The sequence below is a fragment of the Streptomyces sp. BYX5S genome (assembly GCF_054724165.1).
In genome coordinates this window covers 6,583,176-6,607,677 of the sequence record NZ_CM138829.1, presented here as the reverse complement: position 1 = coordinate 6,607,677, position 24,502 = coordinate 6,583,176, and the positions used below count along the sequence as shown (strand labels likewise).

The window sequence follows — 24,502 nt, the reverse complement described above, 5'->3', positions numbered from 1 at the left end:
CATGACCGGCGCGCCAACGGGCCCCGTCGTCACGGCACTTCGCGTCGTACCGGTCGCCGGTCACGACAGCATGCTGCTCAACCTCAGCGGCGCGCACGGCCCCTACTTCACCCGCAACATCGTGCTGCTCACCGACTCCGACGGCCGCACCGGCGTCGGCGAGGTCCCCGGCGGCGAGGCGATCCGCCGCACCCTCCAGGACACCGCCCCGTACGTCGTCGGCGAGGCGCTGGCCCGCTACCGGTCCGTCCTGCGCGCCGTCGGCGCCGCGTTCGGCGACCGCGACAGCGGCGGGCGCGGCCTCCAGACGTACGACCTGCGCACCACCGTGCACGTACAGACCGCGCTGGAGGCCGCCCTCCTCGACCTGTTCGGGCAGGCCCTCGGCCTGCCCGTCGCGGAACTCCTCGGCGAGGGACAGCAACGCGCCCGGGTGCCCGTCCTCGGCTACCTGTTCTACGTCGGCGACCGCACACGCACCGACCTGGCGTACCGCTCGGAACCCGACGCCGCCGACGCCTGGAGCCGACTGCGCCACGAGGAGGCGCTCACGCCCGAAGCGGTGGTCGCGCTCGCCGAAGCGGCCAGGGAGCGCTACGGATTCGCCGACTTCAAGCTCAAGGGCGGCGTGCTGCCCGGCGAGGAGGAGGCCGAGGCCGTCACCGCGCTCGCCGAACGCTTCCCCGACGCCCGCATCACCCTCGACCCCAACGGCGCCTGGCCGCTCGCCGACGCCGTCCGGTACGGGCGCGCCCTGCGCGACGTACTCGCCTACGCCGAGGACCCCTGCGGCGCCGAGGGCGGCTACTCGGGCCGCGAGGTGATGGCCGAGTTCAAGCGCGCCACGGGACTCACCACCGCCACCAACATGATCGCCACGGACTGGCGGCAGCTCGGCCACGCGGTGCGCGCGGGAGCCGTCGACATCCCGCTGGCCGACCCGCACTTCTGGACCATGGCGGGCTCCGTCCGCGTCGCCCAGCTGTGCGAGGCATGGGGCCTGACCTGGGGCTCGCACTCCAACAACCACTTCGACATCTCGCTCGCCATGTTCACCCACGCCGCCGCGGCGGCCCCCGGCGAGATCACCGCCATCGACACCCACTGGATCTGGCAGGACGGCCAGCGGCTCACCACCGACCCGCTGCTCATCCGGGACGGCGGCATCGACGTGCCGACCGCGCCCGGCCTCGGCGTGCGCGTCGACCACGAGCGCCTGGAGACCGCGCACGAGCTGTACCTGCGCGAGGGCCTCGGCGCCCGCGACGACACGGTCGCCATGCGGTTCCTCGTCCCCGGATGGCGATTCGACCCCAAGCGACCGGCCCTGGACCGCGCGCCGGAAGCGACGACAGGAGTACCCGCATGACCCCCACGCCCACCCCCGCACCCACCGGCCGCGTCCTCGCCGTCGGCTCCCTCAAGCCCTCCCTCGCGCAGACCCTGAGCACCACGTACGACGCCCTCGTCCTTCCTCCGGAAGGACCGGAGCGCGCAGCCTTCCTCGACCGGTACGCGGACGAGATCGGCGTCGTCGTCACCTCCGGCCGGGCGGGCGTCGGCACCGAGCTGATGACCGCGCTCCCGCGCCTCGGCGCCGTCGTCAACTTCGGCGTCGGCTACGACACCACCGACGTCGTACTCGCCCGGCAGCGCGGCATCCTCGTCAGCAACACCCCCGACGTGCTCACCGACTGCGTCGCCGACACCGCGCTCGGACTGACGCTCGACGTACTGCGCGGCCTCAGCGCCGCCGACCGGTACGTGCGCGCCGGCCGCTGGCCCGGCGAGGGCCCCGTACCGCTGGCGCGGCGGGTGAGCGGGGCCCGGGTCGGGGTGCTCGGCCTCGGGCGGATCGGACAGGCCATCGCCACCCGGTTCGCGGCCATGGGGTGCCCGATCGGCTACCACAGCCGCCGGGAGGTGCCGGGCGTCGACTACGCGTACGCGGCGACACCCGCCGAACTGGCCGCCTCCGTCGACGTCCTGGTGGTCGCCACGTCCGGCGGCGCGGCGACCAGCGGCCTCGTGTCCCGCGCCGTCCTGGAGGCGCTCGGCCCCCAGGGCTACCTGATCAACATCGCGCGCGGCAGCGTCGTCGACGAGGAGGCGCTCGTCGACCTCCTGACCACGGGCGGCCTCGCGGGCGCGGGCCTCGACGTGTTCACCGACGAGCCGCACGTGCCCGAGGCGCTGCTCGCCCTCGACAACGTGGTGCTCACACCGCACCTGGCCAGCGGCACGGTGCAGACCCGCGAGGAGATGGAACGGCTGACGCTGGACAACCTGGCCGCGTACCTGGCGCACGGGAAGCTGGTGACGCCGGTACCGGAAGCGGCCTGAGGCGGCCGGTGAACCCGGCCGAGACCGGACAGGGACACGGGGCGGGACGCGGCCGGATTCCGGGAGGCGTTCGGCCATTGTCAGTGGCGTGGTGTGCAATGGATCTCGTGCCCGCGCTCGAAGAACCACTGAAGAAGGTGCTCGGCCCCGCCACCGCGAAGGTGATGGCCGAGCACCTCGGCCTGAACACGGTCGGTGACCTGCTCCACCACTACCCGCGCAGATACGCGGAGCGGGGCGAGCTCACCCGCCTCGCCGAGCTGCCGCTGGACGAGCACGTCACGGTCGTCGCCCAGGTCGCCACCGCCCGCATCCTGAAGTTCAACGGCGGGCGGGGCCAGCGCCTCGAAGTCACCATCACCGACGGCAGCGGCCAGCTCCAGCTCGTCTTCTTCGGCCGCGGCATCCACAAGCCGCACAAGGACCTGCTGCCCGGCACGCGCGCGATGTTCGCGGGCAAGGCATCGGTCTTCAACCGCAAGATGCAACTGGCGCACCCCGCCTACCAGTTGCTGACCGCCGAGTCCTCGGAGGACGCCGCCGAGACCGTCGGCTCCTGGGCCGGTGCGCTGCTGCCGATCTACCCGGCCACGGCCAAGCTGGAGTCGTGGAAGATCGCCAAGGCGGTCGACCTGGTGCTGCCCAGCGCGGGGGAGGCCGAGGACCCGCTGCCGGAGTCGCTGCGCGAGGGCCGCGGCCTGGTCCCGCTGCCCGAGGCCCTGCTCAAGATCCACCGACCGCAGGTGAAGGACGACATCGCCGCCGCGCGGGACCGCCTGAAGTGGGACGAGGCGTTCGTCCTGCAAGTGGCCCTCGCCCGGCGCCGCTTCGCGGACACCCAACTGACCGCCGTCGCGCGCGCGGCGAAGCCGGACGGCCTGCTGACCGCCTTCGACGCGAAGCTCCCCTTCACGCTCACCGACGGCCAGCAGAAGGTCTCCAAGGAGATCTTCGACGACCTGTCCACCGAACACCCGATGCACCGCCTGCTCCAGGGGGAGGTCGGGTCGGGCAAAACGATGGTGGCGCTGCGCGCCATGCTCGCCGTCGTCGACGCGGGTGGCCAGGCCGCGATGCTGGCGCCCACCGAGGTCCTGGCGCAGCAGCACCACCGGTCCATCACCGAGATGATGGGCGAGCTGGCCGAGGGCGGGATGCTGGGCGGGTCCGAGCACGCCACCAAGGTCGTCCTGCTCACCGGCTCCATGGGCATGGCCGCCCGCCGTCAGGCCCTGCTCGACCTGGCCACGGCCGAGGCCGGGATCGTCATCGGCACGCACGCGCTGATCGAGGACAAGGTCCAGTTCGACGACCTGGGGCTGGTCGTCGTGGACGAGCAGCACCGCTTCGGCGTGGAGCAGCGCGACGCCCTGCGCTCCAAGGGCAAGCAGCCCCCGCACCTCCTCGTCATGACCGCGACGCCGATCCCGCGCACGGTCGCGATGACGGTCTTCGGCGACCTGGAGACCTCCGTCCTCGACCAGCTCCCGGCCGGCCGCTCGCCGATCGCCAGCCACGTCGTCCCGGCGGCCGACAAGCCGCACTTCCTGGCGCGCGCGTGGGAGCGCGTACGCGAAGAGGTGAGCAACGGACACCAGGCGTACGTGGTCTGCCCCCGCATCGGCGACGACGAGGACGAGAAGGGGGCGAAGGGCAAGGCCACGAAGCAGTCCGCCGAGGACGAGGCGGAGAAGCGGCCGCCGCTCGCGGTGCTCGACGTGGCCGAGGAGCTGGCGCGCGGCCCGCTCCAGGGCCTCAAGGTCGAGGTCCTGCACGGCCGCATGCAGCCCGACGACAAGGACGCGGTGATGCGCCGCTTCGCCGCGGGGGAGACGGACGTCCTGGTGGCGACGACCGTCATCGAGGTCGGCGTGAACGTGCCGAACGCGACGGCGATGGTGATCATGGACGCCGACCGGTTCGGCGTCTCCCAGCTCCACCAGCTGCGCGGTCGTGTCGGCCGTGGCTCGGCGGCGGGCCTGTGCCTGCTGGTCACCGAGATGCCGGAGGCGAGCCCCGCGCGCGCCCGCCTCGGCGCGGTCGCCGCCACGCTCGACGGCTTCGAGCTCTCCCGCATCGACCTGGAACAGCGCCGCGAGGGCGACGTCCTGGGCCAGGCCCAGTCCGGCGTGCGCTCCTCCCTGCGGATGCTCGCCGTCATCGAGGACGAGGAGATCATCGCGGCGGCGCGCGAGGAGGCGACCCGCGTGGTCGCGGCCGACCCGGAACTGGACGCCCTCCCCGGCCTCCGCACGGCCCTGTCCGCCCTCCTCGACGAAACCCGCGAACAATACCTCGACAAGGGCTGAACGCCTCCGACGGAAGCGCGGCCATTTCCAGCCCCTCCGACGGAAGCACGGCCAAATCAAGCCCCTCCGGCGATTGAGGAGCGGGGTCCGGGGCGGAGCCCCGTGGCGTGGGGGCGGTGCCGGTCGACAGGCGCCGGGTGACGGTGGCCTGACAGACTGGACCCGCAGCGACAGCACACTCGTACGGAAGACAAGGACGTAGCGCGATGACCCGCGTGATCGCCGGAACGGCCGGCGGACGCCGCCTCACCGTCCCCCCGGGCAACGGCACCCGCCCCACCTCCGACCGCGCACGCGAGGGCCTCTTCTCCACCTGGCAGGCACTCCTCGGCGGCAGCCTCACCGGCACCCGCGTCGCCGACCTCTACGCCGGCTCCGGCGCCGTCGCCCTGGAAGCCCTCTCCCGCGGCGCCTCCCACGCCCTGCTCGTCGAGGCCGACGCCCGCGCCGCCCGCACCATCCGCGACAACATCCGCGCCATCGGCCTCCCCGGCGCCGAGGCACGTACCGGAAAAGCGGAGCAAATCGTCGCGGGCCCGGCCCCCACCACCCCGTACGACCTGGTCTTCCTCGACCCCCCGTACGCCGTCTCCGACGACGATCTTCGGGAGATCCTGCTCACACTCCGCACGCGGGGCTGGCTCGCGGACGAAGCGCTCGTCACCGTTGAACGCAGCACCAGAGGCGGCGAATTCCGGTGGCCGGACGGCTTCGAGGGCCTGAGGTCCCGTCGCTACGGCGAAGGCACGTTTTGGTACGGTCGCGCCGCCTTGAACACCACCCTCACGTGCGACGACGCACGATGACCGGACCGGAGAGCGAGGGACATCCCGTGCGCCGCGCAGTCTGTCCGGGGTCGTTCGACCCCATCACCAACGGCCACCTCGACATCATCGCCCGAGCCTCCAAGCTCTACGACGTGGTGCACGTCGCGGTGATGATCAACCAGTCGAAGCAGGGCCTGTTCACCGTCGACGAGCGGATCGAACTGATCCGCGAGGTCACCGCGGAGTTCGGCAACGTGGAGGTGGAAGCCTTCCACGGCCTGCTCGTCGACTTCTGCAAGCAGCGCGACATCCCGGCCATCGTGAAGGGCCTGCGCGCCGTCAGCGACTTCGACTACGAGTTGCAGATGGCGCAGATGAACAACGGTCTGTCCGGCGTGGAGACCCTCTTCGTCCCGACCAACCCGACGTACAGCTTCCTGTCCTCCTCCCTGGTAAAGGAGGTCGCCGCCTGGGGCGGTGACGTATCGCACCTCGTTCCGCCGCGCGTGCTCGAGGCATTGACCGAGCGCCTCCCCAAGAAGTGACACGCACGCGCCAGTTGGGCTTACAGTCGCCTTGTCCGTCTCCAACAACCCTCTGACTAGACGAGAGAGTGGCGAGCACACGGTGGACGTGCAGAAGAAGCTCGACGAGATCGTCGCCGCGGTCGGCGGCGCCCGTTCGATGCCCATGTCGGCCTCGTGCGTGGTCAACCGCGCCGACCTCCTCTCGATGCTCGAAGAGGTGCGCCAGGCGCTGCCCGGCTCCCTCGCGCAGGCCCAGGAGCTCATCGGCGGCCGCGAGCAGATGGTCGAGCAGGCCCACGCCGAGGCCGAGCGCATCATCGACAGCGCGCGGGCCGAGCGCGGCACCCTGATCGCCGACACGGAGATCGCCCGCAGCGCCCAGGCCGAGGCCGACCGGATCCTCACCGAGGCCCGGCAGGAGGCCGAGGAGGTCCGCGCGGAGGCCGACGACTACGTCGACTCCAAGCTGGCCAACTTCGAGGTCGTCCTCAACAAGACGCTCGGCTCGGTCGGCCGCGGCCGCGAGAAGCTGCTCGGCACCGGACCCGGTGTCGACGCCGACGGCTACGAGGACGAGGACGCCCCCGAGCGCAGCCACGACCCGGAGACGCTGCGCCGGGACGCGGACAGCTACGTGGACACCAAGCTCGGCGCCTTCGAGGCGGTGCTCGCCAAGACCCTGGAGGCCGTCGGCAAGGGCCGCCAGAAGCTGCACGGCCGGATCGCCAGCGACGACCTGGGCACGCTGGCCGCGGACGTCGAGGGCCAGGCGCACACCAGCGACGCCGACTACCTCGCGGGCCTCGCCGAGATCGGCACCCAGGACCAGCGGGGGACCGCGTCCCAGGCGCCGCCGGTCCCGCAGATCCCGGCCCAGGCCCCGGAGCCCGCGTACGCGCAGCAGGACCAGGACCCGTACGGCACCTTCCAGCAGCAGCCGTACGGCCAGCAGGACCCCTACGCGGCGTACCAGCAGGACCCGTACGCGTACCAGCAGCACCAGCAGCAGGATCCGTACGCGTACCAGCAGCAGGACCCCTACGGGTACCAGCAGCACCAGCAGGACGCCCAGAACCACCACCAGCAGCATCAGCCGCAGGCCCAGGACAGCGCGCTCGACGAGACGAGTCTCTTCGACACGAGCATGATCAGCCTGGAGCAGATGCGGCAGTACGAGCAGGGGCGCTGATCAGGGGCAGGGGGCAGATTGGGCCGTGAGCGAAAGGTCCAGTACCCTGGTTGTTCGGTCGCGCGTACACGTGCGTTCCGAGCTGCCCGGAAAATCGGGGCGGCAACCCCCCATGAGCTTCGAAGAACGAAAGCAGGACCAGCCCTGAGCACGCACCTCGACCACCGCAACCCGTTCGTGTTCGATACGCACGAGCTGGGTCGGCGTCCTGGTGCCATGCAGCGGCTGTCCCGCACGATCGGCGCTCCCAAGGAGTTCGGTCTCCTGGGGGTCATCGAGGTGCCGGAAGGCGCCCCGGTGGAGCTCGACCTCCGTCTTGAGTCGGTCATGGAAGGTGTGCTTGTCACAGGCACCGCCCGTGCATCGGCCGAGGGGGAGTGCGTAAGGTGTCTGGAGCCCGTCGTCCAAGAGGTCGACGCGGATTTCCAGGAGATGTTCTCGTACCCTGACGCCGACGACCGGGGCCGTCCCAAGGACGACGCCGGCGACGACGCCGAGGACGACGAGGACAGGCTCTTTCTCGAGGACGGTCTTTTCGACCTCGAGCCCGTGCTGCGTGATGCGGTGGTGCTCGCACTGCCGATGCAGCCGGTGTGCCAGGAAGACTGCGAGGGTCTGTGCTCCGAGTGCGGAGTGCGGCTTTCGGACGAGCCCGGCCACCACCACGACGCCGTCGACATCCGTTGGGCGGCTTTGCAGGGACTCGCTGGCACCATCCAGGACGGCGAGAAGGACGAGATGAGCGGCGCCGAAGCGGAAGCGGGCGTCGACGAGAAGCAGGAGAAGTAGCCGTGGCTGTTCCGAAGCGGAAGATGTCGCGCAGCAACACGCGCCACCGCCGGTCGCAGTGGAAGGCTGCGGTCACCCCCCTGGTGTCGTGCGAGCGCTGCCAGGAGCCCAAGCAGCAGCACATCGCGTGCCCGTCTTGCGGCACCTACAACAAGCGCCAGGTCCTCGAGGTCTGAGCGGCTGGTGAGAGGCACAGTGTCGAGCCCCAAGAAGGCGGATGACGCCAAGAAAAAGGTGGACACCACAGCCTCGTCCCACACGCTTCTGGAAGGGCGGCTCGGGTACAAGCTCGAGTCCGCCCTTCTGGTGCGTGCGCTGACACACCGTTCGTACGCGTACGAGAACGGCGGCCTGCCGACGAACGAGCGCCTGGAATTCCTGGGCGACTCGGTGCTCGGCCTCGTGGTCACCGACACCCTCTACCGCACCCACCCCGACCTGCCGGAAGGCCAATTGGCCAAGCTGCGGGCCGCGGTGGTCAACTCGCGTGCGCTTGCGGAGGTCAGCCGCGGGCTCGACCTGGGCTCCTTCATCCGGCTCGGCCGGGGCGAAGAGGGCACGGGCGGCCGGGACAAGGCGTCCATCCTCGCCGACACCCTTGAAGCGGTGATCGGCGCGGTCTACCTGGACCAGGGTCTGGACGCGGCGGGCGAACTCGTCCACCGTCTCTTCGACCCGCTGATCGAGAAGTCCTCGAATCTGGGAGCCGGCCTGGACTGGAAGACCAGTCTCCAGGAGCTGACGGCGACCGAGGGGCTCGGTGTTCCCGAGTACCTGGTCACCGAGACGGGTCCCGATCACGAGAAGACCTTCACTGCTGCCGCCCGCGTCGGAGGCGTCTCGTACGGCACCGGCACCGGCCGCAGCAAGAAGGAAGCGGAGCAGCAGGCCGCTGAGTCCGCGTGGCGTGCGATTCGCGCCGCGGCGGACGAGCGGGCGAAGGCTGCGGCGGTCGACACGGCCCCCGGAGCGTAATCGCTCCGCTTCCTGAGCCCGCTCCCACCCCACCGGTGCGAGCGGGCTTCGCACTTCCCACGCCACGGGGCTCCGCCCCGGACCCCGCTCCTCAATCGCCGGAGGGGCCCGACAACGGAGGACCGTCGTGCCAGAGCTGCCCGAGGTGGAGGTCGTCCGGCGCGGGCTCGCGCGGTGGGTGGCGCACCGGACCGTCGTGGAGGCGGAGGTGCTGCACCCGCGCTCCGTACGCCGCCACATCGCCGGTGGCGACGACTTCGCGTCCCGGCTGAAGGGCGTGACGATCGGTGAGCCGAGCCGGCGCGGCAAGTATCTGTGGCTGCCCCTGGAGGACTCCCGCACCGCCGTCCTCGCCCACCTCGGCATGAGCGGCCAGCTCCTCGTGCAGCCGCACGACGCCCCCGACGAGAAGCACCTGCGGATCCGGGTGCGGTTCGCCGACGACCTGGCGACCGAGCTGCGCTTCGTCGACCAGCGCACCTTCGGCGGGCTCTCCCTGCACGACACCGACGAGGCCGGCCTGCCCGACGTCATCGCGCACATCGCCCGCGACCCCCTCGACCCGCTCTTCGACGACGCCGCGTTCCACACCGCGCTGCGCGCCAAGCGCTCCACCATCAAGCGGGCCCTGCTCGACCAGTCGCTCATCAGCGGCGTCGGCAACATCTACGCGGACGAGGCGCTGTGGCGCTCGAAGCTGCACTACGAGCGCCCCACGGCCGGTTTCACGCGCCCCCGCACGGCCGAACTCCTGGGCCACGTACGGGATGTGATGAACGCGGCGCTGAGCGTCGGCGGCACCAGCTTCGACTCCCTCTACGTGAACGTGAACGGGGAGTCCGGCTACTTCGACCGCTCGCTCGACGCGTACGGACGCGAAGGGCTGCCGTGCCGCCGGTGCGGAACGCCGATGCGGCGCCGCCCGTGGATGAATCGGTCCAGTTACTACTGCCCGAAGTGCCAGCGGCCGCCGCGAGCGGTGGCGTAGGGGACGCAAGGGGGACGGGGCGGCCTCAGTAGCCGAAGTCCTGCGTCCACCAGGGGCCGCCCGAGCCGAAGTGCACGCCCACGCCCAGGGTCTTGAAGTCGCAGTTCAGGATGTTCGCCTTGTGGCCGGGGCTGTTCATCCAGGCGTCCATGACCGACTGGGCGTTGGCCTGGCCGCGCGCGATGTTCTCGCCGCCGAGATCGGTGATCCCGGCCGCCTTGGCCCGGTCCCAGGGCGTGTCCCCGTCCGGGTCCGTGTGGTCGAAGAAGTCCCGCGCGGCCATGTCGTCGCTGAACGCCGTGGCGAGCGCGGTGAGGCCGCTGTCCGACGTCACGGGGGAGCAACCCGCCTTGGAGCGCTCCTGGTTGACGAGGGCGAGGACCTGCGCCTGGGCCGACTTCTCCGACGCGCTCGACGAGCCGCCGGCGCTGCCCGCGGGCGCCTTCGTCTTGGCCGGGGCGGCCGGAGCGGCGGTGGAGGGGCTCGCGCTCTTCGTCTTCGTACCGCTGTCGCCGTCGGAGGAGGCGGACGTCCGCTGCTGCTTCGACGGCTCCTTGGACGGGGCGGCGCTCGACGCGGACCGTGACGGCGAGGCGGACGGTGTGGCCCGCTCGGTGTCCCGGCTCGCCGAGGACGGCTCCCGGTCGCCGACCGGCCCGTCCGTGCTGCCCTGCGCCGTGACGTCGGGGGAGTCGGCGGCCTCCACCGTGCTGCCGCCTCCGTCGCCGCCGAGCTTGAAGCCGCCGCCGCCCGGTATCAGGCCGGTGGTCACGGCGACCGCGCCCATCGCGACCGCCGCGGAGGCGCCGAGCAGGCCGGTGCGCAGCGGCACCCCGTCACGCTTCTTGCGGCGGCGGGAGCTGCCCGCCTGCGCGGGCGACGGGGTCGGCGAGGGGTACGCCGCGTACCCGTTCGCGTAGTCGCTCGCATGCGGGCGTCCGGCGGCGGAGCGTCGGTGGCGTCCCATGTCCTGGCCTTCCTGGATCCTCGCGGTCGTCACTGTGGCGCATGGTTCTCACCCGTACGAGTGAGTCTCAGTGGTCGGCGACGGTACCCCAACTCCCAAGGGCGCGAAGTGCTCCGAGTGCTTTTGGCCGGTTAGCGTGCACCCATGAACGAAGAAGTACGGATCACCGCCTGGGTGCGCGGACGCGTCCAACGTGTGGGTTTTCGGTGGTTCACTCGTGCACGTGCGCTGGAGATCGGCGGCCTGAGTGGTTTTGCTCTCAATCTCGACGACGGGCGTGTTCAAGTCGTCGCCGAAGGACCGCGCGAGGCGTGCCAGCACTTGCTCGACTGGCTCCACGGCGACGACACACCCGGCCGGGTCGACGGTGTGACTGAGATCTGGGACACGCCCCGGGGCGGCTACGAGGGGTTCGCCATCCGCTGAGCCGTCACCGGGGTCCGGCCCGGGGGAGGGGCTCGGAAGGTGCCGGGGACAACTGCCTGAGACGGAAATGCCCTGGTGGTTGCCAAGAACGGGTACTCGTGGGAGGCTCCCGAGCGACGGATGATCTCTACGCCCCCGGGCCCGGACGTGAGGCCGCACCGCAGGTTCTGCGGCGCGAGGCCCCCGGTTTGCCCGCCAATACGGGGCGTGATCGTGTTGACCGTCAAACTTTTTGGTGAGACTCTGGAAGTCCCCGCGCACCTTAGCTGTTTGGCATGTAAGAACGGCAGCAAAACAAGAAGTGCCAAGCACCGCGGGTGCGATTCCCTCACGACCCACACCGCTTCGGTCGGTCACTCAGTGTGGAGGACCATCCATCATGGCAAAGGCGCTTCTCGGTTACGTCGGCGGCAGCGACCCGCGACTCCTCGCCGAGATGCGACGGCTCCAGCAGCGCGTTCAGGACCTCGAATCCGAGCTCGGTCGGATCCAGGCCGAGAACGACGCGCTCGCGGCTGCCGCTTCTCACGACGCTCACTTCGAGGTCGACGTACCCCAGGCGGAGCCTGCGCTCACCTGACCACCCCCAGCGACGTAGGTGGTCGGGCCGCCCCGTAACCAGGCCGCTCAACAAGTTGTGCAAGGGACGCTTCGGCGTCCCTTCTTACTTCCGGCCCGCTCTTTCCGGCCGCTCCCGCTCCCGGACCGCCTTCTCGGCTCTCCGGCGCTCCCGCGCACCGGATTTCGCGACACTCGGCCTTGACGTTCTCTACGTCTGATGTGCCCTGCATGTTCATGCGTGAAACCGCGGGTTCATGGAGTGAGACAGGGGTGCCGGGTAGAGTCCGACGGCGTGCACCTCAAGGCCCTGACCCTGCGCGGGTTCAAATCGTTCGCCTCGGCCACCACGCTGCGGTTCGAGCCGGGCATCACCTGCGTCGTGGGTCCCAACGGTTCCGGCAAGTCCAATGTCGTGGACGCGCTCAGTTGGGTCATGGGCGAGCAGGGCGCCAAATCGCTGCGCGGCGGCAAGATGGAGGACGTCATCTTCGCCGGCACCACCGGGCGGCCACCGCTCGGCCGGGCCGAGGTCTCGCTCACCATCGACAACTCCGACGGCGCGCTGCCCATCGAGTACGCCGAGGTCACCATCACGCGGATCATGTTCCGCAACGGCGGCAGCGAGTACCAGATCAACGGCGACACGTGCCGACTCCTCGACATCCAGGAGCTGTTGTCGGACTCCGGCATCGGCCGCGAGATGCACGTCATCGTCGGACAGGGCCAGCTCGACGGCGTGCTGCACGCCGACCCCATGGGCCGCCGCGCCTTCATCGAGGAGGCCGCGGGCGTCCTCAAGCACCGCAAGCGCAAGGAGAAGGCGCTGCGGAAGCTGGACGCGATGCAGGCCAACCTCTCGCGCGTACAGGACCTCACCGAGGAGCTGCGGCGGCAGTTGAAGCCGCTCGGCAGGCAGGCCGCCGTGGCGCGGCGCGCCGCCGTCATCCAGGCCGACCTGCGCGACGCCCGCCTCCGGCTGCTCGCCGACGATCTCGTGCGGCACCGCGCGGCGCTCAGCGCCGAGGTCGCCGACGAGGAGGAGCTGAAGCGGCGCAAGGGCGCGGCCGAGGAGGAGCTGAAGAAGGCGCAGCTGCGCGAGGGGCACCTGGAGGACGCCGTCCGGCAGTTGACGCCCCGGCTCCAGCGGGCGCAGCAGACCTGGTACGAGCTGTCGCAGCTCGCCGAGCGGGTGCGCGGCACGGTCTCCCTGGCCGACGCGCGGGTCAAGAGCGCCACCGCCGCGCCCGCCGAGGAGCGGCGCGGCCGTGACCCCGAGGACCTGGAGCGCGAGGCCGCGCGGGTGCGGGAGCAGGAGGCCGAGCTGGAGGCCGCCTTGGAGGCGGCGCAGATCGCCCTGGACGAGACGGTGTCGCACCGCGCGGACCTGGAGCGCGAGCTGGCGGTCGAGGAGCGCCGCCTCAAGGACGTCGCGCGGGCCATCGCCGACCGGCGCGAAGGGCTCGCCCGCCTCCAGGGCCAGGCCAACGCGGCGCGTTCCCGCGCCGCCTCCGCCCAGTCCGAGATCGACCGCCTCGCCTCCTCCCGCGACGAGGCGCGGGCGCGGGCCGTCGCCGCGCAGGAGGAGTACGAGCAGCTGAAGGCCGAGGTCGACGGGCTCGACGCCGGTGACGAGGAGCTCTCCGCCCGCCACGAGCAGGCCAAGGCCGCGCTCGCCGAGGCGGAGGCCGCGCTGACGGCCGCGCGGGAGGCCGCCACGTCCGGGGAGCGCAAGCGCGCGGCGCTCGCGGCCCGCCACGAGGCGCTCGCGCTCGGACTGCGGCGCAAGGACGGCACGGGCGCGCTGCTCGGCGCGCGCGACCGGTTGACGGGACTCCTCGGCCCTGCCGCCGAACTCCTGTCCGTGACCCCGGGCTACGAGGTCCCGGTCGCGGCCGCCTTCGGCGCGGCCGCCGACGCTCTCGCGGTCACCACCCCCACGGCCGCCGCCGAGGCCATCCGCCTCCTCCGCAAACAAGACGCGGGCCGCGCCTCCCTCCTCCTGACCTCCGACCCCCCATCTCCGCCACCACGGGACGCCTCCACCCATCAAGCCCCCGCGATGCGGGACGGCTCCACCAATCAAGCCCCTCCGGCGATTGAGGAGCGGGGTCTGGGGCAGAGCCCCAGCGGTGCAGCGCAACCCGGAACCCGCACCCCACAACCCGCCGCGGAACTCGTCCACGGCCCCGCCGAGTTGCTCCCTGCCGTCCACCACCTCCTCCACCGCATCGTCGTCGTAGGAACACTCGAAGACGCCGAAGACCTCGTGTACGCCCGGCCCGACCTGACCGCCGTCACCGCCGAAGGCGACCTCCTCGGCGCCCACTTCGCCCACGGCGGATCCGCCGCCGCCCCCAGCCTCCTGGAGGTACAGGCCTCCGTCGACGAGGCCGCCGCCGAGCTGGAGGAACTGGCCGCCCAGTGCGAGGCCTGGGCCGAGGCCCAGCACACCGCCGCCGAGCGCCGCACCGAATGCGCCGCCCTCGTCGAGGAGTTGGGGCAGCAGCAGCGGCTGATGGAGCGCGAGCGCTCCGGCCGCGCCCAGCAGCTCGGCCGGCTCTCCGGCCAGGCCCGCGGCGCCGCGGGCGAGGCCGAACGCAGCGCCGCCGCCGCGGCCAAGGCCCAGGACGCGCTGGAGCAGGCCGTGCAGGACGCCGAGGAACTCGCCGAGCGCCTCGCCGTGGCCGAGGAACAGCCCGCCGACGAGGAGCCGGACACCTCCGTGCGCGACCGCCTCTCCGCCGACGGCGCCAACGCCCGGCAGACGGAAATGGAGGCCCGCCTCCAGGTCCGTACGCACGAGGAGCGCGTCAAGGGCCTCGCGGGCCGCGCCGACTCCCTCGACCGGGCCGCCCGCGCCGAACGCGAGGCACGCGCACGCGCCGAGCGCCAGCGCGCCCGCCGCCGCTACGAGGCCGCCGTCGCCGAGGCCGTCGCCTCCGGCGCCCGGCAGCTGCTCGCGCACGTCGAGGTGTCGATCACCCGCTCCGACGAGGAACGAACCCTGGCCGAGCGGGCGAAGGCGGCGCGCGAGCAGGAGCTGGCCGCCGAGCGCTCCCGCGGCCGCGATCTGAAGGAAGAACTCGACAAACTCACGGATTCGGTCCACCGGGGCGAGGTACTAGGAGCGGAGAAGCGGCTGCGGATCGAGCAGCTGGAGACCAAGGCTCTGGAGGAACTGGGTGTCGAACCGGCCGGGCTCGTCGCGGACTACGGTCCGGACCAGCTCGTGCCGCCCTCGCTCCCCGCCGAGGGCGAGGAGCTGCCGGAGGACCCGGAGCACCCGCGCAACAGGCCCCGCCCGTTCGTCCGTTCGGAGCAGGAGAAGCGGCTGAAGTCCGCGGAGCGCGCGTACCAGCAGCTCGGCAAGGTCAACCCGCTTGCCCTTGAGGAGTTCGCGGCGCTGGAGGAGCGCCACAACTTCCTCAGTGAGCAGCTGGAGGACCTGCGCAAGACCCGAGCCGACCTGCTTCAAGTGGTGAAGGAGGTCGACGAGCGGGTCGAGCAGGTCTTCACGGAGGCCTACCGGGACACGGCGCGCGAGTTCGAGGGTGTCTTCAGCCGGCTGTTCCCCGGTGGTGAGGGACGGCTCGTCCTGACCGACCCGGAGAACATGCTCACCACGGGCGTCGACGTCGAGGCCCGGCCGCCGGGCAAGAAGGTCAAGCGGCTCAGCCTGCTCTCGGGCGGCGAGCGCTCGCTGACCGCGGTGGCCCTCCTGGTCTCCATCTTCAAGGCGCGGCCCAGCCCGTTCTATGTGATGGACGAGGTCGAGGCCGCCCTCGACGACACCAACCTGCAACGCCTGATCCGGATCATGCAGGAGTTGCAGGAAGCCTCGCAGCTCATCGTGATCACGCACCAGAAGCGCACGATGGAGGTCGCGGACGCGCTGTACGGCGTCTCCATGCAGGGCGACGGGGTGTCGAAGGTCATCAGCCAGCGGCTGAGCTAGCCGCCGCGCGCCGAGCGCGGTCACCACCTCCACCGGTCATGTTCAAGTCTTGAACACATAACGACTCTCCCATGCCTGAAATTCACAGGACCCGAAGTATTGACTTCAAAACATGAAGGCATAGTCTCTGCAACGTTGCTTTTACCTTCAGGTGGTGGGCGGCGTGAACTTGTGCGCCACTGGAATCGCATCTGAAGGGCTCGCCCCCACCCCCGGCAGCGAAGCCGGTGGCCCGAGGAGTACATGTGACCAGCAGTGCGGCACCAAAGTCCGGAGCCCGGGAAGCCAGGCCCGAGCATCTGAGCCATGTCATCTTCATCGCGGCCGCGGCCGCGATGGGCGGTTTCCTCTTCGGCTACGACAGCTCGGTGATCAACGGAGCCGTCGAAGCCATCCGCGACCGGTACGACATCGGTTCTGCCGCGCTCGCCCAGGTCATCGCCATCGCCCTGATCGGCTGCGCCATCGGCGCCGCCACCGCGGGCCGCATCGCCGACCGCATCGGCCGCATCCGGTGCATGCAGATCGCGGCGGTCCTGTTCACCATCAGCGCCATCGGCTCGGCGCTGCCCTTCGCGATCTGGGACCTCGCCTTCTGGCGGATCATCGGTGGCTTCGCCATCGGTATGGCCTCGGTGATCGGCCCGGCGTACATCGCCGAGGTCGCCCCGCCCGCCTACCGCGGCCGGCTCGGCTCCTTCCAGCAGGGCGCCATCGTCATCGGCATCGCGATCTCCCAGCTCGTCAACTACGCGCTGCTCCAGGCCGCCGACGGCGACCAGCGCGGCAAGCTGATGGGCCTGGAGGCCTGGCAGGTCATGCTCGGCGTGATGGTCGTCCCGGCCGTCATCTACGGTCTGCTCTCCTTCGCGATCCCCGAGTCGCCGCGCTTCCTGATCTCCGCCGGCAAGACCGAGCGTGCCAAGCAGGTCCTCGAAGAGGTCGAGGGCAAGGAGATCGACCTCGACGCGCGCGTCGCCGAGATCAAGCACGCCATGCACAGCGAGCACAAGTCCTCCTTCAAGGACCTGCTCGGCGGCAGCTTCTTCTTCAAGCCGATCGTCTGGATCGGTATCGGCCTCTCGGTCTTCCAGCAGTTCGTCGGCATCAACGTCGCGTTCTACTACTCCTCGACGCTGTGGCAGTCGGTCGGTGTCGACCCGACGGACTCGTTCTTCTACTCGTTCACGACGTCGATCATCAACATCATCGGTACCGTCATCGCGATGATCTTCGTCGACCGCATCGGCCGCAAGCCGCTGGCCCTGATCGGTTCGGTCGGCATGGTGATCGGTCTGGCCCTGGAGGCCTGGGCGTTCAGCTACGACCTGGTGGACGGCAAGCTGCCGGCGACGCAGGGCTGGGTGGCCCTGGTCGCGGCCCACTTCTTCGTCCTCTTCTTCGCCCTGTCGTGGGGTGTCGTCGTCTGGGTCTTCCTCGGCGAGATGTTCCCGAACAACATCCGCGCCGCCGCGCTCGGTGTGGCCGCCTCCGCCCAGTGGATCGCCAACTGGGCGATCACCGCGAGCTTCCCGTCGCTGGCCGACTGGAACCTCTCCGCGACGTACGTGATCTACACGATCTTCGCCGCGCTCTCCATTCCCTTCGTGCTCAAGTTCGTCAAGGAGACGAAGGGCAAGGCGCTGGAGGAGATGGGCTGACCCAGGCCCCTCCCCGAGAACCCGGGGAGATGGATTCAAGTCCCCGCTGCCATCTCCCCGTTGCCGTCACTGCCCCGGCTGAAGGACCTACGACTGGTCCTTCAGCCGGGGCAGTACGTTTTCGCAGTACAGCTGGAGACTGCGGCGCCCCTCGTCCAGCGGCATCCCGCCGGAGAGCGGATGCAGGATGTAGCTGTCGAGCCCCAGACCCGCGCACTCGTCCGGCGTCAGCACCCGGTACACACCCTCGGCGCGCAGCTCCTCGACCGTCCGCGCCCCCGACTTCACCGCCGACTTGATGTCCCCCGACTGCCACGAGGCGTACGTCCGCGCCTCGTGCAGGAAGTGCTCGCCGTACGTGGCCCAGGTGCGGTCCGGGTCCTCGGACAGGTGGAGGAGCGGGGTCTGTTCGCCGGGCATCATGGTCCAGCCCTCGGTGCCGTACTCCTTCAGCTTCTCCTGGTAGTACGACTCCAGCTCCGGCAGGTGCGCGCTGGGGAAGAACGGGAGGCCGAGGCGGGCCGCCCGGCGCGCGGCCGCCTGCGAGGAGCCGCCGACCAGGAGCAGCGGGTGCGGCTGGGTGAACGGGCGCGGCGTGACCCGGACCCGGCGTCCGCGGTACTCGAACTCCTCGCCGGTCCACGCCTTCAGCAGCGTTTCGAGCAGCTCGTCCTGGAGCCTGCCGCGCCGCTTCCAGTCGACGTCGAACTGTGCGTACTCCTCCGGCCGGTACCCGATCCCGGAGACCGTCACCAGGCGGCCGCCGCCGACCAGGTCCAGTACGGCGATGTCCTCGGCGAGGCGGAGCGGGTCGTGCAGCGGCCCGATGATGGCGGAGACGGTGACCGCGATGCGCTGGGTGGCGCCGAGGACGGCGCCCGCGAAGGTGAAGGGCGAGGGCAGCCAGTTGTTGGCGACGCCGTGGTGCTCCTCGGTCTGGACCGTGTCGATGCCCTGTTCGTCGGCGTAACGCGCCATCTCCACGGACGCCTGGTAGCGGGCGGCGAGTGTCTCGGGCGTGCCGGCGGGGTCGACGAGGTTGAACCGTACGACGGATACGGGCATGAGAAGTCCCCCTTCACACGGGCACGCGGGCTCTGGTGAAGGGGGACGGTAGCTGACGGGGCGTCAGGAAGCCATGGCCTCGGCGGCCTCGGGCGCGTCCGGAGCCGTCGTGGTGTCGGCCGGCTTGGGCAGCGCCAGGTACAGCAGGCCGGAGACGACGATCGTGACGACCCAGCCGAGGCCGTACTCACCGATGAAGTTGTTCGTGGCGAGCGGCCCGGAGAACCAGGTCGACGACGTGAACAGCAGACCGACGACCAGGCCGACCGCCCAGGCCACGCACGCGGCGGGGGAGAAGCCGGCCTTGTACCAGTAGGCGCTGGTGCGGGTGGTGTCGATCAGGGCCGCACCGTCGTAGTGCCCCCGCGTGAACATGTCCGCGCCGAAGACGCCGACCCAGGCGGAGAACGCCACGGCGAGCAGCGACAGGAAGGAGATGAACGAGCTCATGAAGCTCGTCGCCACCAGCATCAGGATCGCGCCGAAGACCAGCGAGATCACCGCGTTGATGGAGACGGCCCAGTGCCGCGGCACCTTGAAGCCGAGGGTCTGCGCGGTGAACCCGGCCGAGTACATCGACATGGCGTTGATCAGCAGCATGCCGACCAGCGCGATCAGCAGGTACGGCACCGCGATCCACAGCGGCAGGATCTCGCCGAGGAAGGAGACCGGGTCCGCCGCGTCGGCCAGGTCCGGGGTGGAGACCGCCATCACGGCACCCATCAGGACCATCGGCAGCACGACGATTCCGGCGCCGCCGATCGAGTTCCCGATGATCCCCTTGGCGGAGGCGGTGCGCGGCAGGTAGCGCGTGAAGTCGGGGGAGGACGGGATCCAGCTGACGCCACCGGCGGCGATCATGCCGATGCCCGCGACCATCAGCGACGTCTGCCCGGCGGGCCGCCCGAAGACCTCGGACCAGTCGGTGTCGATGACCAGGTAGACCAGCACCAGCACCGAGAAGACGCCGAAGAGGTACGTCGCGTACTTGTTGCACATCTGCACGACGTTGATGCCGAGGCCCGAGATCGCGAACGTGGCGCAGACGAACAGCAGCAGGGTGAGGATCACCAGGAAGTTGTTCTGCTTGATGCCGAACAGGATGTCCAGGACGGTGAGCACGGCGTACGCGCCGGTCACCGCGTTGATCGTCTCCCAGCCCCAGCGCGCGATCCAGATCAGCGAGCCCGGCAGCAGATTGCCGCGCTGGCCGAACACGGCCCGGGACAGCGCCATGCCGGGCGCGCCGCCGCGCTTGCCCGCGATGCCGATCAGGCCCACGAGCCCGTACGACACGATGGGTGCCGCGATGGCGACGACGATGGCCTGCCAGAAGTTGAGCTCGTACGCCACGACGAGGCTCGCGCCCATCGTGAGCAGCAGCACGCTGATGTTGGCGGCGACCCAGGTGGGGAAGAGCTCGCGGGTCCTTGCGGTGCGCTCGGCGTCCGGGACGGGCTCGATGCCGCGTGTCTCCAGGGCGCCTTCGGCTTCGGCGGTCTTGCTCATGCGGTGGGGTTCCGTGCCTCTCGCTCGGCTCCGTCGTGCGGGGACGACGAGGGCCGGTGGGGGGTGACGTGATCGCGATGGACTCTACGCGCGTTGATGCGGCGACTGCCATCGTACTTTAGTCCGAGTCGAACCCGTCAGGGCCCTTTGTCCCTTGGAGGAAGGTACGAACACGGCCTGAACGGGGCCCATGACTGATACTGGACGGGTTATGGAAACCGTCATCCTTGCTGTAGTCATCGCCGTGGTCGTGCTCGGCGCGCTCGGCGGGCTCGTGGTAGGCAGCCGCCGTAAGAAGCAGCTGCCCCCGCCCCCGCCGGCGACGCCCGACATCACCACCGCCCCGCCCACCGAGCCGCACGTCGGCGAAGAGGCCGAGACGCCGCGCGACGAAGCGCGGCGCACCATCGAAGAGGTCGACCTCCCGACCGCCGAACCGGCGGTCGGGAGGTCGCCCGAGGCTCCGGCCGTCGAGGAGCCCGCCGCCCCCGAGGTCGAGGTTCCGGAGCCGACCGCGGGCCGCCTGGTGCGGCTGCGGTCCCGCCTTTCCCGGTCGCAGAACGCGCTGGGCAAGGGCCTGCTCTCCCTTCTGTCCCGCGAGCACCTCGACGAGGACACGTGGGAGGAGATCGAGGACATCCTGCTCACCGCCGACGTCGGTGTGCAGCCCACCCAGGAGCTGGTCGACAACCTGCGCGAGCGCGTCAAGGTGCTCGGCACGCGCACGCCGGACGAGCTGCGCGCGCTGCTCCGCGAGGAGCTCCTGAAGCTCGTCGTCCCCGAGTTCGACCGCTCCGTGAAGACGGAGGGGCTCGCCACCGAGGGCACGACCCCGGGCATCGTGATGGTCGTCGGCGTCAACGGCACCGGCAAGACCACCACCACCGGCAAGCTCGCGCGCGTGCTTGTCGCCGACGGCAAGAACGTGGTCCTCGGCGCCGCGGACACCTTCCGCGCGGCCGCCGCCGACCAGTTGCAGACGTGGGGCGAGCGGGTCGGTGCGCGCACCGTGCGCGGGCCCGAGGGCGGCGACCCCGCCTCCATCGCCTTCGACGCCGTCAAGGAGGGCATCGAGGAGGGCGCCGACGTCGTCCTCATCGACACCGCCGGGCGGCTGCACACCAAGACCGGGCTGATGGACGAGCTCGGCAAGGTCAAGCGGGTCGTGGAGAAGCACGCGCCGCTCGACGAGGTGCTGCTGGTGCTCGACGCGACGACCGGGCAGAACGGGCTGGTGCAGGCCCGCGTGTTCGCCGAGGTCGTCGACATCACGGGCATCGTGCTGACCAAGCTGGACGGTACGGCCAAGGGCGGCATCGTCGTGGCGGTGCAGCGGGAGCTGGGCGTGCCGGTGAAGCTCGTCGGACTCGGTGAGGGGCCGGACGACCTGGCGCCGTTCGAGCCGGAGGCGTTCGTGGATGCGCTGATCGGCGAGTAAACGCTTCGCCTCGGTGCGGGGAGGCCGCGGTCGTGCTGCTCTCTTTTGGGCGGCGCGGCTGCGGTTTTTTCTGTGGTCCCGTTCTTTTGCGCAGTTCCCCGCGCCCCTGAGGGTGCGCCCCTACCGGGGCGCTCGGTGGGCCACGTACGCCAGGGTGCCCAGCAGCAGCCGGGCCTGGGGCGGTTGGTTGGCCGTGTCCAGGGACGGGGGGCGCAGCCAGGTCGCCGGGCCGAGGCCGCCGCGGTCGGAGGGCGGGACGGTGATGTACGTGCCGGTACCGAGGGCGTGCAGGTCGAGGGCGGCGTCGTCCCAGCCCATGCGGTAGAGCAGCGCGGGGAGTTCGGCCGCGGCGCCCGGTGCCACGAAGAAGTGGGCGCGGCCCTCGGGGGTGGCGACGACCGGGCCGAGCGGCAGGCCCATGCGCTCCAGGCGGATCAGCGCCCGGCGCCCCGCGGCCTCCGGCACGTCGATGACGTCGAAGGCCCGGCCCACCGGCAGCAGCACCGCAGCACCGGGGAACCGGCTCCAGGACTCGGTCACTTCGTCGAGCGTGGCACCCGCGGGGACCACCGCCGACGGGTCGAGGGGATGGGCCCCGGGGGTCGGGCAGCCGGCCCTTCCGCAGGAGCAGGCGGAGCCGGCGGCGCGGGCGCCGGGCACCACGTCCCAGCCCCAGAGGCCGGTGAACTCCGCCACCGTGGTGCACTCAGAAGCGCGGCCCGACGTGCGGCCGCGGCGACGTGTGCCGGTGCGCATCTCGCGAATGCCGCCGATCGTGAAGCCCATGCCCCCTCCAACACATCCTGCGCGCCGGTGGTTACGCGGCGGAACGGGATCGTTACCCAATGCGCACGACATCCCGACGGGTCGGAGCCCAGTCGCACTCGGGGTGGTGCGCCCCGTATCGCGCGCCCCCGTCCACCCTGTTCCGCCTACTTCCGGCTGTCCTGTGTCAAGTGAATCGTGTGGGGCCGCCGCTGAGTTCATTCGAAGGGGTGGCGAATGGTGGCGTTTCCGGGTTCGCCCTCGCCGGAGGGGTGATCGTAGGATTACTTTCAGTGCACGAGCCCTGAGGGTCACGCACCCGTGGGTATGCCGGAGGCAAGTCGGTTTCCTGTTCGAGGAGTGACAACTGCCGGACGGGAAGCGGTATTTGACGGCATCCTGGTAGGGCTTGCGGGCAAGGGTGTGGACAGGACGGTCGCCGAGAGTGGCCGGCGCGCGTGCACACAGGTCTTAGAGGGCTTCAGGGATGGGGGCGTTCCAGTGGGCGGCAGCGGCGGTGGCGTCACGAACGCCGAGAAGCGCCCGAACGAGCTGCTCGGTTCGTGGTTCGTGCGCAGCGGCTGGTCCAAGGGCGAGCTGGCGCGGCAAGTGAACCGGCGGGCCCGGCAGTTGGGTGCGAACCACATCTCCACGGACACCTCGCGGGTGCGCCGGTGGCTCGACGGGGAGAACCCGCGCGAACCGATCCCGCGGATCCTCAGCGAGCTGTTCTCCGAGCGCTTCGGCTGTGTCGTCGCCGTCGAGGACCTCGGCCTGCGCGCCGCGCACCAGGCGCCCTCGGTGTCCGGCGTCGACCTGCCCTGGACCGCCCCGCAGACCGTGGCGCTCATCGGCGAGTTCTCGCGCAGCGACCTGATGCTCGCCCGCCGCGGCTTCCTCGGCAGCTCCCTCGCGCTCGCCGCCGGCCCTTCGCTCATCGAGCCGATGCAGCGCTGGCTGGTGCCCACCCCCGGCGCGACGGCCAGGCCCGAGCCCGAGCCGGTCACCCAGCGCCGGGGGAACCGGCTGTCGAAGCCGGAGCTGGACCTGCTGGAGTCGACCACGGTGATGTTCCGCCAGTGGGACGCCCAGTGCGGCGGCGGCCTGCGCCGCAAGGCCGTTGTCGGCCAACTCCACGAGGTGACCGACCTGCTCCAGGAGCCGCAGCCCGAGGAGACCACGCGCCGCCTGTTCAAGGTCGCGGCCGAACTCGCGGAGCTGGCCGGCTGGATGAGCTACGACGTGGGCCTCCAGCCCACCGCCCAGAAGTACTTCGTGCTCGCGCTGCACGCCGCCAAGGAAGCGGGCGACAAGCCCCTGGGCTCGTACATCCTCAGCAGTATGAGCCGCCAGATGATCCACCTCGGCCGGCCCGACGACGCGCTCGAACTCGTGCATCTCGCCCAGTACGGCAGCCGTGACTGCGCCAGCCCCCGGACGCAGTCCATGCTGTATGCGATGGAGGCCCGCGCGTACGCGAACATGGGGCAGCCCGGCAAGTGCAAGCGCGCCGTGCGGATGGCCGAGGACACCTTCACCGACGCCGACGACTGGGACGACCCGGATCCCGACTGGATCCGCTTCTTCTCCGAGGCCGAACTCCACGGCGAGAACAGCCACTCGTACCGGGATCTCGCCTACGTCGCCGGCCGCAGCCCCACGTACGCGTCGATGGCCGAGCCGCTCATGCAGCGCGCCGTCGAGCTGTTCGGGAAGGACGCCGAGCACCAGCGTTCGTACGCGCTGAACCTGATCGGGATGGCCACGGTGCACCTGCTCCAGAAGGAGCCCGTGCAGTCCACGGTGCTCGCGGGGCAGGCCCTGGAGATCGCCAGGAAGGTGCGCTCGGAGCGGGTCAACACCCGCATCCGCAAGACTGTCGACAATGCGACGCGGGACTTCGGTGATGTCGCCGAGGTCATCGACCTGACCGAACAGCTCGCGCTCCACCTGCCCGAGACCGCCGAAGCGGCGGTCTGACGGCGGGGGAGCACCCCCTCAGAACCCCGGCCGCGGCCACCCGTCCCGAAACAGCCCGACTCGGCTCCCCTACGCCAGGTCATCGAGGACGGAGGCCGCGGCCGGCTTGTTCTCGGCCTGCTTGGTTGCGTCACGATAACGATCGACCCGGACGCATTCCGGCATTTCATCCACCCGTAACACCCGCGACCTCTTCGTCACTGCGGCGAAACATCGAGGGGCCTCCACGGAAACCGCGCTGAGCCAATCTCTTGGCTCATAACCGGCCCACCCCTCATGACCGCTCAG

The 24,502-nt window shown here is 70.8% G+C and carries 20 protein-coding genes; 16 read left to right on the top strand and 4 right to left on the bottom strand.

Going from position 1 to position 24,502, the window contains the following annotated elements; all coding sequences use genetic code 11:
• The first annotated feature begins 1 nt into the window (after position 1).
• The 10 genes from ACYBSK_RS29735 (at position 2) to mutM (ending at position 9,887) form a co-directional block, all read left to right on the top strand.
• The gene (locus tag ACYBSK_RS29735; protein ID WP_460243977.1) at positions 2-1,369 is read left to right on the top strand and encodes an enolase C-terminal domain-like protein; all 1,368 of its coding nucleotides are present in this window, start codon (positions 2-4) and stop codon (positions 1,367-1,369) included.
• Complete coding sequence (locus ACYBSK_RS29730; protein ID WP_460243976.1) at positions 1,366-2,343, top strand: 2-hydroxyacid dehydrogenase; 978 nt, start codon at positions 1,366-1,368, stop codon at positions 2,341-2,343. The genes ACYBSK_RS29735 and ACYBSK_RS29730 overlap by 4 nt, the downstream gene beginning before the upstream one ends.
• Positions 2,344-2,441: 98 nt before the next feature.
• Entirely contained in the window at positions 2,442-4,652 is a 2,211-nt protein-coding gene (gene recG / locus ACYBSK_RS29725) for an ATP-dependent DNA helicase RecG (protein WP_460243975.1), read from the top strand.
• Positions 4,653-4,858: 206 nt separating this feature from the next.
• On the top strand, positions 4,859-5,458 hold the full coding sequence (rsmD, locus tag ACYBSK_RS29720) for a 16S rRNA (guanine(966)-N(2))-methyltransferase RsmD (RefSeq protein WP_457480331.1): 600 nt from the start codon (positions 4,859-4,861) through the stop codon (positions 5,456-5,458).
• Positions 5,459-5,484: 26 nt separating this feature from the next.
• Positions 5,485-5,964, top strand: a complete 480-nt coding sequence (gene coaD, locus ACYBSK_RS29715) for a pantetheine-phosphate adenylyltransferase (protein ID WP_457480330.1) — start codon at positions 5,485-5,487, stop codon at positions 5,962-5,964.
• A gap of 82 nt (positions 5,965-6,046) precedes the next feature.
• The gene (locus ACYBSK_RS29710) at positions 6,047-7,135 is read left to right on the top strand and encodes an ATP synthase F0 subunit B (protein ID WP_460243974.1); all 1,089 of its coding nucleotides are present in this window, start codon (positions 6,047-6,049) and stop codon (positions 7,133-7,135) included.
• Between the two features lie 144 nt (positions 7,136-7,279).
• Entirely contained in the window at positions 7,280-7,924 is a 645-nt protein-coding gene (locus tag ACYBSK_RS29705) for a YceD family protein (protein ID WP_457481897.1), read from the top strand.
• A 2-nt stretch (positions 7,925-7,926) separates the two neighbouring features.
• Positions 7,927-8,100: a 50S ribosomal protein L32 gene (gene rpmF / locus ACYBSK_RS29700; RefSeq protein WP_030676011.1), complete on the top strand. Its 174-nt coding sequence runs from the start codon at positions 7,927-7,929 to the stop codon at positions 8,098-8,100.
• A 7-nt stretch (positions 8,101-8,107) separates the two neighbouring features.
• Positions 8,108-8,899 (top strand): ribonuclease III, encoded by a 792-nt coding sequence (gene rnc, locus ACYBSK_RS29695; protein WP_457480328.1) that lies wholly within the window; start codon positions 8,108-8,110, stop codon positions 8,897-8,899.
• Between the two features lie 127 nt (positions 8,900-9,026).
• Complete coding sequence (mutM, locus tag ACYBSK_RS29690) at positions 9,027-9,887, top strand: bifunctional DNA-formamidopyrimidine glycosylase/DNA-(apurinic or apyrimidinic site) lyase (protein ID WP_460243973.1); 861 nt, start codon at positions 9,027-9,029, stop codon at positions 9,885-9,887.
• Positions 9,888-9,912: 25 nt separating this feature from the next.
• Here the strand turns inward: mutM and ACYBSK_RS29685 are convergent, their stop codons facing one another.
• Positions 9,913-10,854: a CAP domain-containing protein gene (locus ACYBSK_RS29685; protein ID WP_460243972.1), complete on the bottom strand. Its 942-nt coding sequence runs from the start codon at positions 10,852-10,854 to the stop codon at positions 9,913-9,915.
• 144 nt (positions 10,855-10,998) lie between these two features.
• Between ACYBSK_RS29685 and ACYBSK_RS29680 the strand changes: the two genes are divergently transcribed.
• The 4 genes from ACYBSK_RS29680 to ACYBSK_RS29665 all read left to right on the top strand — a co-directional run bounded on the left by ACYBSK_RS29680 (position 10,999) and on the right by ACYBSK_RS29665 (position 17,457).
• Positions 10,999-11,280 carry an acylphosphatase gene (locus ACYBSK_RS29680; RefSeq protein WP_457480325.1) on the top strand — a complete coding sequence of 94 codons (282 nt, stop codon included), beginning with the start codon at positions 10,999-11,001 and terminating at the stop codon, positions 11,278-11,280.
• 379 nt (positions 11,281-11,659) lie between these two features.
• Positions 11,660-11,860 (top strand): hypothetical protein, encoded by a 201-nt coding sequence (locus ACYBSK_RS29675; protein WP_356388941.1) that lies wholly within the window; start codon positions 11,660-11,662, stop codon positions 11,858-11,860.
• Positions 11,861-12,133: 273 nt separating this feature from the next.
• The gene (locus ACYBSK_RS29670) at positions 12,134-15,796 is read left to right on the top strand and encodes an AAA family ATPase (protein ID WP_460243971.1); all 3,663 of its coding nucleotides are present in this window, start codon (positions 12,134-12,136) and stop codon (positions 15,794-15,796) included.
• 245 nt (positions 15,797-16,041) lie between these two features.
• On the top strand, positions 16,042-17,457 hold the full coding sequence (locus ACYBSK_RS29665) for a sugar porter family MFS transporter (RefSeq protein WP_457480323.1): 1,416 nt from the start codon (positions 16,042-16,044) through the stop codon (positions 17,455-17,457).
• Positions 17,458-17,544: 87 nt separating this feature from the next.
• On the opposite strand, the gene ACYBSK_RS29660 is transcribed toward ACYBSK_RS29665, so the two are convergent.
• Together ACYBSK_RS29660 and ACYBSK_RS29655 are read right to left on the bottom strand one after the other, a co-directional pair.
• Complete coding sequence (locus tag ACYBSK_RS29660) at positions 17,545-18,522, bottom strand: LLM class flavin-dependent oxidoreductase (protein WP_460243970.1); 978 nt, start codon at positions 18,520-18,522, stop codon at positions 17,545-17,547.
• A gap of 63 nt (positions 18,523-18,585) precedes the next feature.
• The gene (locus ACYBSK_RS29655) at positions 18,586-20,031 is read right to left on the bottom strand and encodes a cytosine permease (protein ID WP_460243969.1); all 1,446 of its coding nucleotides are present in this window, start codon (positions 20,029-20,031) and stop codon (positions 18,586-18,588) included.
• Positions 20,032-20,242: 211 nt separating this feature from the next.
• On the opposite strand from ACYBSK_RS29655, the gene ftsY reads away from it, so the two are divergent.
• Positions 20,243-21,469: a signal recognition particle-docking protein FtsY gene (ftsY, locus tag ACYBSK_RS29650; protein WP_460243968.1), complete on the top strand. Its 1,227-nt coding sequence runs from the start codon at positions 20,243-20,245 to the stop codon at positions 21,467-21,469.
• 120 nt (positions 21,470-21,589) lie between these two features.
• Here the strand turns inward: ftsY and ACYBSK_RS29645 are convergent, their stop codons facing one another.
• Positions 21,590-22,255 carry a bifunctional DNA primase/polymerase gene (locus ACYBSK_RS29645; protein ID WP_457480319.1) on the bottom strand — a complete coding sequence of 222 codons (666 nt, stop codon included), beginning with the start codon at positions 22,253-22,255 and terminating at the stop codon, positions 21,590-21,592.
• 480 nt (positions 22,256-22,735) lie between these two features.
• Here ACYBSK_RS29645 and nsdA point away from each other — a divergent pair, with 480 nt between their 5' ends.
• A complete protein-coding gene (gene nsdA, locus ACYBSK_RS29640; RefSeq protein ID WP_457480318.1) occupies positions 22,736-24,214 on the top strand; it encodes a transcriptional repressor NsdA in 1,479 nt (492 codons plus the stop codon).
• Positions 24,215-24,502 lie beyond the last annotated feature (288 nt).